Below are 15,516 nucleotides of genomic sequence, written 5' to 3'. Positions count from 1 at the left end.
CCTGAATAGACAGAATTAAGGACATCTCATGTTTTCCAAATTTTTTATTAATCGACCGATTTTCGCGACTGTGTTGTCGTTGATTATCGTCATCGCCGGGCTGGCTGCATTGCGCATCTTGCCCATCTCACGTTATCCAGATATCTCACCACCGGTCGTCAACGTGGTGGCATTTTATCCAGGCGCATCGGCTGAAGTATTAGAGCGCACGGTTGCAGCGCCGATCGAAGAGCAAATCAACGGTGTCGAAAATATGTTGTACATGGATTCGGTTTCATCTGCCGATGGCCGTGTCTCTATCAACATCACTTTTGAAGTGGGGACGAACTTAGATATTGCAGCGGTCAACGTCAACAATCGCGTGCGACAAGCTGAAGCGAAATTACCGCAAGAAGTGCGTCGCCAAGGTGTAACAGTGTCCAAGAGTTCGTCGAACTTCTTAGTGGTCTCTGCGATTTATTCAGAAGATAATCGTTACGACAGTTTGTTCTTGTCGAACTATGTGACCCAAAACGTGTTGGATGCGATCAAACGTATTCCGGGTACGACCAATGTGCAAGTGTTTGGTGCCAAGGATTATGCGATGCGTATTTGGATGCGTCCTGATCGCATGGCGCAATTAGGTATTACCGTCAACGATATTGCCAGTGCGGTCGGCGAACAAAATGCGCAATATGCCGCCGGTAAGATTGGCGCACCACCGAACAACACTGAAGAGCTGACGATGACGGTAACGGCGCGTGGCCGTTTGTTGGAGCCAACTGAGTTTGAAAACATCATCGTGAAGGCTGCAAAAGGCGGTAGCACCATACGTTTGAAAGATGTAGCGCGGGTTGAACTTGGCTCGAAAGATTACAACCTCTACGGTCGTATCAACGGTCATCCATCAGCCAACATAGGTATCTTCTTGCAGACAGGTGCCAACGCTTTAGATACACGAAAAGCGGTTGAAAAAACCATGCAAGAGTTGAAGGCGAAATTCCCTGAAGGGATGACTTACGCGACGCCATATGACACCACACCGTTTGTAACTGAGTCTATCGCTGAAGTGTTGAAAACTCTTGCAGAAGCGATGGTCTTGGTATTTATCGTCGTGTACGTCTTCTTGCAAAGCTGGCGCGCAACGATTATTCCGACGCTTGCAGTGCCTGTATCGTTAATCGGTACCATGGCGGGTTTGCATCTACTCGGCTATAGCATTAACACCTTAACCTTGTTCGGTATGGTACTGGCAATTGGTATCGTGGTTGATGATGCCATCGTGGTTTTGGAAAACGTTGAGCGTTTGATGAATGAAGAAGGCATGTCACCCAAAGAGGCTGCAATCGAGGCGATGAATGAAGTGACAGGCCCAGTCATTGCGATTGTATTGGTACTGGTAGCTGCCTTCGGCCCTATCGCATTCTTGGGTGGTTTGGCAGGTGAGTTGTATCGCCAATTCTCGGTGACGATTTCGATTGCAGTGATTTTGTCTGGTGTCGTGGCATTGACTTTGACTCCTGCATTGTGCGCGATCTTGTTAAAACCCGGCGCAGAGAATCACAATCGTTTCTTCACTTGGTTTAATCATGCGTTTGCCCGTTTGACCAAACGTTATACCTCCGGTGTTACTTTCTTCTTGAAGCGCGCAGTGTTAGGGGTGAGTTTGTTCGCAGGCATGATCGCCTTGGCTGGTTTGCTGTGGAATACCGTGCCAGGTGGTTTGGTGCCTGATGAAGATCAAGGCTACTTCATCGGTGCCGCGATCTTGCCTGAAGGCGCTTCGCTTGAACGCACGAATATGATGGTGAAACAAATGGAAAGCGCACTCGAAGGCAATAAAAATATCGACACCCGTTTTGCTTTGATCGGCTTAGACTTCCTCGGTGGCGGCGGTTTGAAATCTTCGGCTGCTACCATGTTCTTCCCATTGCGTCCTTGGGACGAGCGCGATAAATCAGCGAAAGAATTGGTCGGTGAAGCGTTTATGCGCACGGGCAATATCAAAGAAGGTTTGCCTTTGTTCTTTAGCCCACCAGCGATTCAAGGCTTGGGCCAGACGGGTGGCTTTGAATTTTATTTGCAAAATAAAGGCGAGGGCGGCGTTAAACGTTTGGCCGGTTTGCTGCCTGCATTGATCGCAGAAGCCAATAAACAACCAGAATTAGCTGGTGTGAAAACCCTGTGGCAAGCGAATTCGCCACAACTTTTTGTTGACGTCGATAATGAAAAAGCGCGCTCTATGGGCGTCGTGTTATCGGATGTCTACAACACGCTCGCTGCAACTCTCGGTAGTTATTACATCAACGACTTCAATAAAAATGGTCGCGTGTATACGGTGCAATTGCAGGCTGAAGGGCAGTATCGTGCTAAGCCTGAAGACATTGGTAACTTGTATGTGCGTTCAACGAGCGGGCAAATGATACCGATTCGTGCATTTGCATCGGTCAAGTTCATTACTGGTCCAGACTCGGTGCCACGTTTTAACGCTCTACCAGCGATTAAATTGCTCGGCGATGCGAAACCAGGCTTTAGTTCTGGTCAAGCGATCGCGGCAATGGAGCGCGCGGCAAAAGCGGTGTTGCCAGCCGATGTTACCTATGACTGGGGCGGTGCCTCTTTCCAAGAAAAACGGAGCAGTAATGCGGGCGGTTTGGCACTGGGTGCTGGTGTCTTGATGATTTTCTTGATCCTCGCTGCCCAGTATGAAAAATGGTCTTTGCCATTCTCGGTATTGTTGGCGATGCCATTCGGTATCTTCGGCGCTTTGCTCGCGGTGTATTTGCGCCACTTCAATAACGACGTGTATTTCCAAATTGGTCTCGTTACCTTGCTAGGCTTGTCGGCCAAGAATGCGATTCTGATCGTCGAGTTTGCGGTCATGAAAGTGCATGAGGGTTATGCGCCAGTAGCAGCAGCCTTAGAAGCAGCACGCTTGCGTTTCCGTCCCATCTTGATGACGTCGCTCGCATTCATTTTGGGTGTGGTGCCATTGGCGTTCTCGCACGGTGCAGGTGCAGCAGCTCGTCAATCTTTGGGAACTGGCGTTTTGGGTGGCATGATCGCCGCAACATTCTTGGCGATCTTCTTGGTGCCTTTATTCTTCAAATTAATCTACGACCGTCGCTTCAAGACTTTAGATACGGATTTTGATCATCCAGAACATCAATATGCCAATGATCCATACGACAGTCCGTTTAAGGGACCAACTAAGAGTCCATCTAAAAACGTCGAGCACAAAAATGAAGCGGCGACTGACAGCAATAATGAGGTGAAATCATGATGCGCTTTACTAATGCTCCACGCGCGATTGTTGTGGCACTGATGGGCGCGACTTTGCTCAGTGCTTGCGCTGTTGGGCCAGACTACAAGCGTCCAAATCTCGATGTGCCGAAATCGCTTTCGGCCAAATCGCTTGATTCGAACGCAAACGCAAATGCAAGTACAGAAGCCGTGCAATGGTTGAGTTGGTGGAAGTCGTTTAACGACCCGGTACTCAATCAATTGTTAGAAGAGGCCCTAGCGAACAATCAAGATTTGCAGATTGCGATTGCACGGATCGATGACGCAAAAGCGACTGCAGGCATCGCCTTATCAAATCGTTTTCCTACTGTTGATGCAAACCTGGTCGCGACGCGTTCGCGTACTAGCGAAAACTCAGGGAAGTTGCCAGCCGGCGCTGCCCCCTTTGCCAAAGACTTTCAATTTGGTTTGAGTGCTGGATATGAGTTGGATTTGTTCGGTAAACTCAGTCGCGCCGATGAAGCGGCCAAAGCACGCTTATTGGCGCAAGAGGGCAGTCGCGGTGTGGTGCAAACGAGTTTGATAGCGAACGTTGCACAAACCTACTTTTCTCTACGTGCTTTCGATTCGCAATTATCTTTAGCAGATGCGAGTTTGAAAACACGTCAAGAGAATCTTCGATTGCAACAAAAGCGTTTTACTGCTGGCTCCATTGGCGAAGCGGATTTACGTCTTGCGGAAGCGGAATTAGCCGCAAGTGAAATCTCACAAACACAAGCGAAGCTAGCTTTGAGTAATGTCGAATCTGCTTTGGCAGTATTGTTGGGGCGTTCCGCAAAAGCGATCACCACCACCGATATTGCACGCGGTGCGAGTATTGATGCGCTGTACAAGCAAATGAGTATGCCAGCTGAATTACCATCAGACTTGCTTAACCGTCGCCCGGATTTGATCGCCGCCGAACAAAATTTGATCGCGGCAAATGCCGATATCGGGCAAGCAAAATCGTCTTACTTCCCGAGCTTGAAATTAACCACTGGCTTAGGACGCGAGTCGCGTGATTTATCAGATTTGTTCAGCCCAAGTTCATTGTTGTGGAATGTTGGTAGTAGTTTGGTACAACCCATCTTCCGCGCTGGTGCAGTGGGCTCATTAGTTGAAGGTGCTGAAGCCCGCAAACGTATCGCCTTAGGACAATACGTACAAAGCGTGCAGGGCGCATTCAAAGACGTGCACGATGCATTAGCGACAAGCGAAGCCAACCAACAGATCGAAGCGGCATCACAACGCCGCGTGAGTGCATTGAAAGAGGCATTACGCTTATCTGAGTTGCGCTACCAAAATGGCTACAGCAGCTACCTCGAAGTGCTCAACGCACAGCGTGATCTATTGGCGGCAGAGACGGCAATCATCGATGCGAAACGCGCCCATTTGTCAGCGATTGTCAATGTGTATAAAGCCGTTGGCGGTGGTTGGAAGATGTAGTTGGTTTGCTTGAGTTGACCTCAACGAAAAACCGAACCTGTGGGTTCGGTTTTTTTATGGGTGAATCCATTTTTTGGAGTTTCATGAGATTGTGTTAAATTGCTGTTTTTACAATTGGCGAATACACGTACAAGGTGTCGCTTGAAAAGCTATCAAAGGAAATGTTGATGCGTAAGTTCTTGATTTATCTAGTGAGTATAGTTGGCGTCACATTGCTTTGGTTTTCTTCCAATATTTGGGGATATTTTGTTTTTTAAGGGTATTGTCAAAAGTACGGGGGCTTAAACGTCAATGGGAAGGTCTTACCAGATCAAGGTTGGTTGGCGGATAGCAAAGACCCACAAGGTTACAGATCACCTTTCTTCTTGGGTAAAGTCGGCTTCGTGCGTTATGAAAATGAAAAAGGTGAAAAATTTGATGTCTACGGCGTCCGAAAAGAACCTGGATACTATGAGCCAGACTATGTCTTTAAGCCAGTCGATGAATCAAAAGAGGTGAAATATCGGTTGAGATACGTGAACGAAATGATGCCTGACGAGGTTCGCCTTGGAAAAAGTGAAGTTAAAGTGCTATCAGCAAAAACAGGTGAAGTGATATTCAACTATACAGTTTTTGTGTATGGACAGTTTGAGCAGAGCAGAACTTTGTTAAATGCTCCTTCAAGCGTCTCTTGCCCCACTTTGCTAAAGGGTAAAGAAAAATCGAAACTTATATTCAACTAAGGTCAAACGAAATTATGCCAACAAATTCAATATCGAGACTAAACAGTCTCGTCAGTAAAGTAGCTGCGATTAACGCAGCATAATCGCACGTATGAAATATTGGGTAAATCACAGAATTTTTAATTTGTGTGTATTTGAATTGGTTTTATGTTTTATCCAAACTGTGGCCTGTATCGACTTTTACATACGTGCGATTACGCTGCGCTAATCGCACCTACCGGCTAAAATAGATGGTTGGTCTCTAAAGCACAGGAGCTGTATGAGTGGATTGTTTTTGGTTTTTATATTTGGGTTCTGGTTGACGATTGTCTTTAGCATCATTATTTATGTAACCCCAAAAATTGCAAGACCGATGTCGCAGTTTTTCATTGCGATAGCGATCTTTTTCATACTGCTTCCATTGCCATTGGTCGACGAAATTATCGGGAAATGGCAGTTTGATAAACTGTGTGCAGAAAATTCGACGGTACATTTTGATAAGAAAACAGCTATTGGACGGACGGTCTATTTGGAAAAGGTTATTCGAGAAAATATTGACAACGACTGGATGAGAATGCGATCAGCACAGTGGCGATATGTTGATGAAAAAAACGGTGAGCTAGTTCTTTCTTATAAGGTTTTTTCTGCTGAAAGAAAATGGCTCAGGTTGAGTGAGTCTGGTTATCCGTTCACATTTAGCGGTGGGTGTCAGCCACAATCTCCACCCTCAAATAGAGAGTCATTCGCTGAGTATGGAATAAAGTATATTGAGCCGCCGAAGGCGAATTAAGCTCATCAGTCCGATTCGTGCAGCGTAATCGCACGCATGAAATATTTGGGAAGTCACTGCATTTGTAAATGTGTGTATTCGAATAGGTTTTTTTGTTTTATCCAAGCTATGGCCTGTATCGACTCACATACGTGTGATTACGCTGCGCTAGTCGCACCTACAAAAAAATCAAAATCAGATCGCATATACAAAAAAGCCAGACACATGGTCTGGCTTTTCATTTGAAGTTCACCAACAACGAATAATTGAATTACCCGCCGCGACGCATCATTTCAAAGAACTCTGCGTTGTTTTTGGTGGCCTTCATTTTGTCGAGGATGAACTCCATCGCTTCGATCTCGTCCATGCTATACAAGAGCTTGCGCAAGATCCAGATTTTTTGCAGTTGATCAGGTTTAATCAACAATTCTTCACGGCGTGTGCCAGACTTGTTGAGGTTGATCGCTGGGTAGGTACGTTTCTCTGCGAGGCGACGTTCCAAATGCACTTCCATGTTACCGGTGCCTTTGAATTCTTCGTAGATCACGTCATCCATACGGCTACCAGTTTCGATCAGAGCTGTTGCGATAATCGTTAAGGAGCCACCTTCTTCGACATTACGTGCCGCACCGAAGAAGCGTTTTGGGCGTTGCAAAGCATTCGCGTCAACACCACCGGTCAAGACTTTGCCGGATGCTGGAATAACCGTGTTGTACGCACGTGCCAAACGGGTGATGGAGTCTAACAAGATCACCACGTCTTTTTTCATTTCGACTAAACGCTTGGCTTTTTCCAAGACCATTTCAGCCACTTGTACGTGACGGGTTGCTGGTTCATCAAACGTCGAAGCCACAACTTCACCACGCACGGAACGCTGCATCTCGGTAACTTCTTCTGGGCGTTCGTCAATCAACAAGACGATCATCGTGACGTCAGGGTGATTAGTCGTAATCGCGTGAGCGATGTGCTGCAACATCACGGACTTACCCGATTTTGGTGATGCCACTAACAATCCACGTTGACCTTTACCGATAGGGGCGATCAAATCGATGATACGGCCTGTCGTGTTTTCTTCACCGCGCATATCGCGCTCTAAGTGTAGGAGCTTGCTTGGGTGCAGTGGCGTTAAGTTTTCAAACAGAATGCGGTGCTTAGACATTTCTGGCGGTTCGCCATTAACCTTGTCCACTTTGACCAAAGCGAAATAACGTTCACCATCTTTGGGTGTACGTACTTCACCTTCGATCGAATCACCCGTATGCAAATTGAATCGGCGGATCTGTGATGGCGAAATATAGATGTCGTCAGTTGATGCCATGTAGCTCGCATCAGGTGAGCGCAAGAAGCCAAAGCCATCAGGCAAAACTTCGAGGGCGCCGTCGCCGAAAATTTGTTCGCCAGCTTTGGCGCGTTTTTTCAAGATCGCAAACATCAATTCTTGCTTACGCATACGCGCAGCATTATCGATATCGAGTCCGATGGCCATTTCTAACAACGCAGAGACGTGTAAGGCCTTTAATTCAGATAAATGCATAGTTGTGAGTGTCCCGAGATGGGAATGTGAGGTGGGGGAGTGAACAGAGGTGAAAAAAAGAAATGAACTACAAATGATTATGAACTCTTCTCAGATTTAGACCAAGAAGTATTTCGTAATAATGTCTCTAGGTTTCTAAGCTTATTTTAAATTGACTACTGCAAACGATAATTCATCTTTAATGACGATGAGTGAGATGCAATTAGTTTCGCTATTGTAAAACAAAACTTTAGTGATTTTCTACAAAAACTTTGTATTTCAGGCGATAGACTGCAGACTTTTACCGCTTTGGGACTGATATTTGCCGGAATCTCTCATGTTGAGGGTAGCTCGCGCTGCTTTTACATGTAGTTTCCGGCAAAACGTCTGATTCAATACGAACGTTTTTTGAATTAAACGTTAGCGTCAATAAAAGCAGTCAATTGACCTTTTGCTAAAGCACCCACTTTTTGTGCAGCCGCGGCGCCATCTTTGAACAAAATCAAAGTTGGGATACCACGGATACCAAATTTCGCAGGTACAGCTTGGTTGGCGTCAACGTCCATCTTGGCGATCACAATTTTGCCAGCATATTCTTTAGCCACGTCTTCCAAAATTGGAGCGATCATTTTGCAAGGGCCGCACCATTCTGCCCAGAAGTCAACCAAGACTGGTTTGTCGGATTTCAATACATCCGCTTCGAAAGAAGCATCGCTTACATAAATGATATTGTCGCTCATGAAGTTCTCGTTATTGTGGTTAATCTCTATCGCATCAATTGATGAGAAGGAGGTGAGTAAAATTAGGTGTTTCCAGAAAGTGGGGATGTTCTCTTTAAATTCAAGCGATTTGTTCGCTCAATTTGTTCTCGTTAGCCCTAGTTTTCATTTGTAATTTTAATGAATGTACCGGTGAATTTAACGATTTTTGAACTATCTTGGAGAAATCATACCCTATTTTTTAAAAAGTGGCGTAAAACCTGATTTTTCGCCACCCGCGACGCCTAATGTCGCGTGGCTGACTTAAAATGCAAGATCGTCAGCATCTGATACCTCATTTGGCTTAATTCATGGCTACTTTAGGAATATCTTAAAAGTGTTCGAGCACCAATATCGCTAAGATCGTGGCTATAAAAAGATAAACTCATGACAAGAACTTTGCAGTTAATTCCCGTTTCGGCCAGTTTCTGGCAGCAAGTTGCCTCTGCCTTCCTTGAAAAAGCAAATAAGAATGCGATCGCGCAGGCCACAGCTAAGCGTATGCAAGCTGATTTGTTTGCTCCAGCAGATGAGTCGACAACCAATTCTCGAATCGTTCATGACTACGCGCATTTGCGCGTCGTTGTACCGACCTTTGAACATGCTCAAGTTTTTTTGAAGGCACTACAGCAGGCAATAGGCACGCATTTCATTCCACCACGCATTTTGACCATGTTCGCCTGGACTGGTCAGCAGGCTCCATTGGCGGTGAACGTCTCGGGAGACAGTCAACGACTGATGAGCTTATATGGTGAATTACGTCAGCACGAATGGTTAAAAAAACTATTTGGTGCGCGCAGTAACACCGATTTACTGCCCTTGGCGCAAACACTCTTAAATTTGTCTGATGAACTGACGCAAGTTTGGTTGCCAAAGGTACTCGATGCGAACGGCACGATTTCGCCAGAAAAAATGGTCGATACCTGGCAACAAGCGCTTGCACAGTTACCCTTGCCAGTCCAAAAAATGGTTTCAGATGAGAGTCAATTGGTCTGGACATTGTGGCAGGGGCAGCTAGATCAACATGATCATAACGTGCAACTTTTACAGAAAATGTTGGTGATTGCGGCACAGGCGGAGGAAGAGTTGTTTTGGATCTCCCCGACCATGCCAAATGCGATGGAAGAGGCTTTTCTGCAAGCCTATAAAAGAACCGTACACGTGATGAGTATTGATTGGAATGCTAAGGCCTTGCCGAGGCAGGTGCTCAGTGCTTGGCCGAGGATTACGGGTGAACCTACGGATGAAAAATTGAGTTCGAGATCGACGGATTCGAATTCTGTATCTCCAGAATTTTGCTGGTCACGCCTACGTTTATGTGATGCAGCTAGCCTCGAAGATGAAGCGGTGCAGGCGGCGCAAACGATAATCGAGTGGTTGCAGGCAGGTAAGCAGGAAATCGCTGTGATTGCGCAAGATCGAGTCGTTTCGCGTCGTTTACGTGCTTTGCTCGAGCGCGCTGGTGTTTTTGTTGCCGATGAAACTGGCTGGAAATTGTCGACCACACGTGCTGCTGCTGGTGTTGCTTCTTGGTTTGATGTGGTCGCGACGCGTGCTGACAGCTTAGTGTTATTAGATTTTCTGAAGTCTCCCTTCCTCAGTGTGTTTGAATCTGATCTGATTGCGACGGATGGCAAAGTTTTGGCCGAAGCCGATAAAGCCGATTTGGTAATGGAGATCGAGTTAGTGTTGCGTCGGCATAATGTGGTCGGTGCTTGGGATGCGGTTTTGTCAGCGTTAGAAACGCACCCAGCAGCACGTCAATGGATCGCAAAAATCGCACGCTTAGCCCATAGCTATGGCGCTAGCGCTTCAGCATCGCGACGTAATCTCAAGGATTGGACAAGCCTGAGTCTGCAAACCTTTGAAGAACTTGGCTTGCTAGGTAATTTGCAAAGCGATATAGCCGGTGCTCAGTTGATACAGATGTTGCAGGCATTGGCCAGTGAATGCGAATCGATCACCTTACAGTTTAATTTTAGCGAGTGGCGTGCCTTTATTCAGCTACAAATGGAGAACACGGCGTTCAAGTTTTCTCATCATGATCAACGAGTGTTGATGTTGCCATTGAATGGGGCGCGGTTACGACGATTCGATGCCGTTTATTTGATCGGTGGCGATGCCCGACATCTTCCATCAAAGCCGCAAGAAACATTATTCTTCACCAATGCGGTTCGGCGCGAGTGTGGTTTGGTCAGTCGTGAAGAACGTCAATTGCAGCAGTTGCGAGACTTCGCAGAAGTCTTACTCACCAATGATGAAGTAGTCTTGTCGTGGCAGTCGCAAAATAATGGCGAGTTGAATGCGGTCAGTCCTTGGATTGAGCAAATTAACTTAGATTTAGCGCGCCGTGGTGAGCCCCAATTACATCTTAAAAAACAAGAGCTCACGGCTCGACACTTGAGTTATACGCCTGTCGCTCAGCCTTTGCCAACGGCTGCCGAGTTATTGCCACAAACTTTGTCGGCGAGCGGGCTTAGTAGTTTGATTGCATGTCCGTACCAATTCTTCGCTAGCCGTATGCTGAAATTGGCAGCGCTTGATGAATTGAACGATATGCCTGAAAAGCGAGACTATGGCGATTGGTTGCATGCGATTCTCAAAAATTATCATGATCACTTAACGCAACATCAAATCGCCTTGCAAGCCGATCGTGTGAGTATTTTGCGCGATATTTCGGCGACCTGGTTTAAGCGCGTGTTAAAGCACAGTCCCGCGGCACTTGGCTACAGTATGCGCTGGGAGAAGGTGATTCCTGCTTATGTCGATTGGGCTAATCAACGTGAGGCGGATGGATGGCAGTACATCTTTGGTGAAGTTTGGGCGGAACAAAAACTGAGTTGGGGCGAGGGCGAAATTTTGCTGCGAGGTCGTTTGGATCGTATTGATCAACGACTTTTAGATAACGGTGATCAAGAGTTAGCTGTCCTCGATTACAAGACTAAGAATAAGCGATCTTTGGATAAACGCGTTAAGAGTTTCGAAGATCACCAACTGGCGTTTTACGGTTTGTTATTACCGGTCATACCCTCTGAAAATAAAAACGATGAGAAACAATATCTTGACCCCGTCGATACCGCCAACTATGTTGCCTTGGAGTTGGAAAAAGATAAGACAGGTGATGTGGAAGCGGGTAACTATCAACAATGGAAGAATGAGTTGAAGAAAACGATAGAAACGAATATGCACGCAATTCAACGGGGCCACGCATTGCCTGCAAATGGCGTGGAAAGTGCCTGTCAGTATTGTGAAATGCGCGGCTTGTGCCGTAAGGGAGCTTGGTAATGCAAGCACAAGCATATGAGTGTAATGGTCACGCCGTCGATGCGACGAGTTTTACGCAGGCAGCCTGTGATCCTTATCAATCGGTGGTGGTCGAAGCCTGCGCTGGTAGTGGAAAAACCTGGTTGCTGGTAGCTCGCATGCTACGATTGCTATTGGCTGGCGCCGAGCCATCAGAATTGTTAGCCATCACCTTTACCCGTAAGGCGGCGCAAGAAATGCGTCATCGGTTGATGGAATTGCTACGAGAATTAGCCCTCGCTGATGAAGATCACGCGCGAGTAATTTTGCTTGAACGCGGGGTTGCGGAGCAAGAGTTGAGTAAAGCCCTGCCAAGGGCACGGACGCTATACGAAAATCTTTTGAGTCATCCTCAAGGATTGGCGATGGATACTTTCCATAGCTGGTTCGGACGCTTATTGCAACTGGCACCGCTGGCGTCAGGTGTGCCGCATGGTTTTTCTTTGCTGGAGTCGACTAGTGGCTTGCAAAGAGAAGCTTGGGGTCAAATGATGCTAGGCTTAGGCGTACAAGTCGATGAGAATGAACATGAACAGGTCTCGGAACGAGGCCAAATCAAACGCGAATTACGCTACCTATTTGAAACTTTGGGTGATTTCAATACCCAAAATATGCTAGATGCTTTTCTTGAAAAACGGGCTGAATGGTGGGCGGTGAGCTGTGAAGATGGTAACGCGGTCGACCCAGAACTGCCGTTATCTCAGCTTCGCGGTTTGATGGGTGAGGATGGTGAACGTGATGCGCGTTTGCAGTTGTGGTCAAATGAAACTTTGCTTGAGCGAATCGCACAGATCGCCGCTTGTTTAGGTAAGGGTAGCAAGATCAATCAAACGCGTGCGCAGAAGATAGAAACAGCGCTGACGACAGCTAGAGAAATTTCACGCCAACGAGGGCAAATAGAACCTTCTCATTTCGAAGCACTTGCAACAGAATTTTATGCGAACGACGGTAGTTATCGTAAAAATCGCCATACCAAGGAGTTGCTGAAAGCGATTGAGGCATGGATGGGCGCCAATAACGAACATGCATTCGATGACGAATGCAATGCAATCGCGGAAGCACTAAAAGAATATTCACGCCGTAGCCAGGAGCTTGACGTTTTACGCGTGAATCAGGCTTTGTTCCGGGTTGGACAATATTATTTGGAATGTTATCAAGAGTTGAAGTCTTCACAGCGTATGTTAGATTTCGCCGACTTGGAATGGCAAGCTTATCGTTTGTTGCGAAATGAAGAATATGCTGCTTATCTATTGGGACGATTGGACTCTCGCTATAAACACATTTTGCTCGATGAGTTTCAGGATACCAATCCCCTGCAATGGAATATCGTGAGCGCATGGTTAGATGCCTATGGGGCCGATCATGAACGACCATCGGTATTCGTTGTGGGTGACCCAAAACAATCTATTTATCGTTTTCGTCGTGCTGATCCACGAGTCTTTCTTGCCGCGCAAGAGTTACTTGCGCAACAGGGGGCGGCGATCCTCAAGACCAATCAAACACGTCGCAATGCGCCCCGCGTGGTGGAAGTATTGAATCAAGCGATGCAAGGTAATGGTATGTATTCGCCGCAAACAACCTTATCGAATAAGGCTGGCGAAGTATTTCGCTTGCCTTTGATTCAGCATGCGTTAGATACCATTCAGATCGGTGCTAGCCCTGATGCTATGCAAGAGGAAAATGCGCTTACCGAGGATGGAGAAACTAGCTCGAAGGCAACCGAGAAGAGTCCATTTCCTTTACGTGATCCTCTGATAGCTGCCGATGAAGAGGAAGAGGATTTGCGTCGCTATCAAGAGGGACAGCAAGTTGCGTATAGCTTACTCGACTTGCGTCAGCGTGAACGCTCTGCAGGAAGAGACTTGGCTTGGTCCGAAGTCATGTTATTGGTCCGTCGACGTAGTCATTTAAGCTCCTACGAGCGTGCACTGCGTGAAGCGGGAATACCCTTTGTCTCGAATCGCCGTGGTGGTTTGCTTCAGACCTTAGAAATTTCTGACCTAACAGCCTTGCTCAATTTTTTGATGACACCTGGCGATAATCGCTCCTTGGCGCATGTGCTGAAGTCACCAATGTTCTCAGCTCAAGATCAAGACTTGATTGTTTTAGCACAAGGGGAAGATGGTCAATGGTGGAAACGTCTGCAGCGTATCGCTGAACAAGAAGCGGCGAATGACAGTGTTTTTGTGCGAGCCTATCGACTGCTGCAACATTGGATGCAAGCGGCTCATGATTTGCCGGTACATGATTTGATTGATCGCATCTTGCATCAAGGTGATCTTGTGGCGCGCTATGCGCAATCTGTCTCCTTTGGGGAACGCGAGCAGTTAATCGGTAATCTCACGGCATTTACCGAGTTGGCTTTGAATCTTGACGGAGGACGTTACCCGAGCTTGCCGAAGTTTATTGCCAGTTTGAACGAGTACGACAAAGGTGCTGAAACAGAATCGCCAGACGAATCGAACGTCGCGAGCGGTCTCGATGCCGTGCAAATTTTAACAATTCACAGTGCCAAGGGCTTGGAAGCGAAAGTTGTGGTGATGTTAGATTGCAATCACAGTGAGGCGAGCAAAGATAGCGTGGGCGTTTTATGTGCTTGGCCCTTGAAAGCGGGTGAGCAAAAACATTTTTCTGTATTTGGTAAAACCAATGAACGCGGTGCCGCGCGTGATGCCTTATTTCAAGCAGAGGCAATTCAAGCAGCCCAAGAAAATTGGAACTTACTTTATGTGGCGGTAACTCGCGCCAAGGAAATTTTGCTTGTGAGCGGCATTGCCAGCGACAAAAAGGCATCGCAAGATGCAACGCTTCCTGGGGTGGCAGAGGGCAGTTGGTATCAACGATTCGCCCATTTGCCTGAAACTGTATTCCAAGTGCAGGCACCAAATCAAAGTCTTGCGCCAGCACAGACTTTCGTAATGCAATTGTTCACGCCCCCAGATTTGAGTCTTCCTTTTCCAGAGCTGGTAGCGCCAATGTCGGATGAGCAAGTGGAGGGCGTTGCATTACACGCATTGATGGAGCGTCTTACGCAATTGCCGCGTGTTGGAAAGTCGTGGGCGAATGCCGTTCCTCATGCCGAGGTCATTTCTAATTGGTTGCCGTGCGCATTAAGTATTGCTAAAACTGTTCGTGAACAAGCCTTAAGTATTTTACAAAATACCGAGTTGGCGCATTTCTACGATGCGACTCAACATAGTTTTGCGCGCAATGAGATGGATATCATGCATGAAGGGGTACTTATGCGCCTTGATCGTTTAGTGGTGTTTCAGAGTCAAGCGAGCAAATGCGCCGATGAAGTGTGGGTGCTCGATTACAAACGTCGCTTGTTGGAATCAGAACGTGTCGAATACCAGCAGCAAATGCAGACCTATCGACAAGCGGTTGCTGCTATTTATCCGAATCGGGTGGTGCGATCAGCTTTGATTTTGGCAGATGGTAGTTTGGCACTGCAAATGCCTGTGTGAGATTATGATGTTGTTTGTCTGGATATAAACATGGCTGGAAGATCAAAGCCCTCAATTAAGGCCTGTCACTGTTTGAATCGATAGGTGCGGGTGGGATGGAAAGGCATAGTTCGCCGCCGCGGTTGGTGCCTTGGCAATAGCTACAACGCTGTGCATCGTGCGTTTCGGCTTGAACTCTTCGAGAAAGGGTAAAACGATGGCATGGCGTTGTTGCAAGTCCCCTACAGTGCTCGCACTGCAGAGCGCCTTGATCCCTAGCCCTGTGCCCGTTTTTCCGCATTCGCACTCCCGATTTAAA

The 15,516-nt window shown here is 47.0% G+C and carries 8 protein-coding genes; 6 read left to right on the top strand and 2 right to left on the bottom strand.

All coding sequences use genetic code 11. From position 1 onward, the window contains the following. The first annotated feature begins 28 nt into the window (after window positions 1-28). The 4 genes from H8K36_RS03435 (at window position 29) to H8K36_RS03420 (ending at window position 6,198) form a co-directional block, all read left to right on the top strand. Entirely contained in the window at window positions 29-3,262 is a 3,234-nt protein-coding gene (locus tag H8K36_RS03435) for an efflux RND transporter permease subunit (RefSeq protein WP_186915070.1), read from the top strand. Beyond that, window positions 3,259-4,707, top strand: coding sequence for an efflux transporter outer membrane subunit (locus H8K36_RS03430; protein WP_186915071.1), 1,449 nt, complete (start codon window positions 3,259-3,261; stop codon window positions 4,705-4,707). Before H8K36_RS03435 ends, H8K36_RS03430 begins: the two co-directional genes overlap by 4 nt. A gap of 320 nt (window positions 4,708-5,027) precedes the next feature. Next, window positions 5,028-5,429, top strand: a complete 402-nt coding sequence (locus tag H8K36_RS03425; protein ID WP_186915072.1) for a hypothetical protein — start codon at window positions 5,028-5,030, stop codon at window positions 5,427-5,429. A gap of 259 nt (window positions 5,430-5,688) precedes the next feature. Then, window positions 5,689-6,198, top strand: coding sequence for a hypothetical protein (locus tag H8K36_RS03420; RefSeq protein WP_186915073.1), 510 nt, complete (start codon window positions 5,689-5,691; stop codon window positions 6,196-6,198). A 250-nt stretch (window positions 6,199-6,448) separates the two neighbouring features. On the opposite strand, the gene rho is transcribed toward H8K36_RS03420, so the two are convergent. Together rho and trxA are read right to left on the bottom strand one after the other, a co-directional pair. Then, a complete protein-coding gene (rho, locus tag H8K36_RS03415; RefSeq protein ID WP_186915074.1) occupies window positions 6,449-7,711 on the bottom strand; it encodes a transcription termination factor Rho in 1,263 nt (420 codons plus the stop codon). 392 nt (window positions 7,712-8,103) lie between these two features. Then, entirely contained in the window at window positions 8,104-8,430 is a 327-nt protein-coding gene (trxA, locus tag H8K36_RS03410; protein WP_186915075.1) for a thioredoxin TrxA, read from the bottom strand. A 405-nt stretch (window positions 8,431-8,835) separates the two neighbouring features. Between trxA and H8K36_RS03405 the strand changes: the two genes are divergently transcribed. Together H8K36_RS03405 and H8K36_RS03400 are read left to right on the top strand one after the other, a co-directional pair. After that, complete coding sequence (locus H8K36_RS03405) at window positions 8,836-11,733, top strand: PD-(D/E)XK nuclease family protein (RefSeq protein WP_186915076.1); 2,898 nt, start codon at window positions 8,836-8,838, stop codon at window positions 11,731-11,733. Next, window positions 11,733-15,218, top strand: a complete 3,486-nt coding sequence (locus H8K36_RS03400) for a UvrD-helicase domain-containing protein (RefSeq protein ID WP_186915077.1) — start codon at window positions 11,733-11,735, stop codon at window positions 15,216-15,218. The genes H8K36_RS03405 and H8K36_RS03400 overlap by 1 nt, the downstream gene beginning before the upstream one ends. Window positions 15,219-15,516: the final 298 nt, after the last annotated feature.

Origin of the sequence: Affinundibacterium nitidum, from assembly GCF_014284155.1 — a bacterium.
GTDB classification, from domain to species: domain Bacteria; phylum Pseudomonadota; class Gammaproteobacteria; order Burkholderiales; family Burkholderiaceae_D; genus Undibacterium; species Undibacterium nitidum.
Note: the sequence above shows the minus strand (reverse complement) of the source record. Positions and strands in the feature narration are given on the sequence as shown.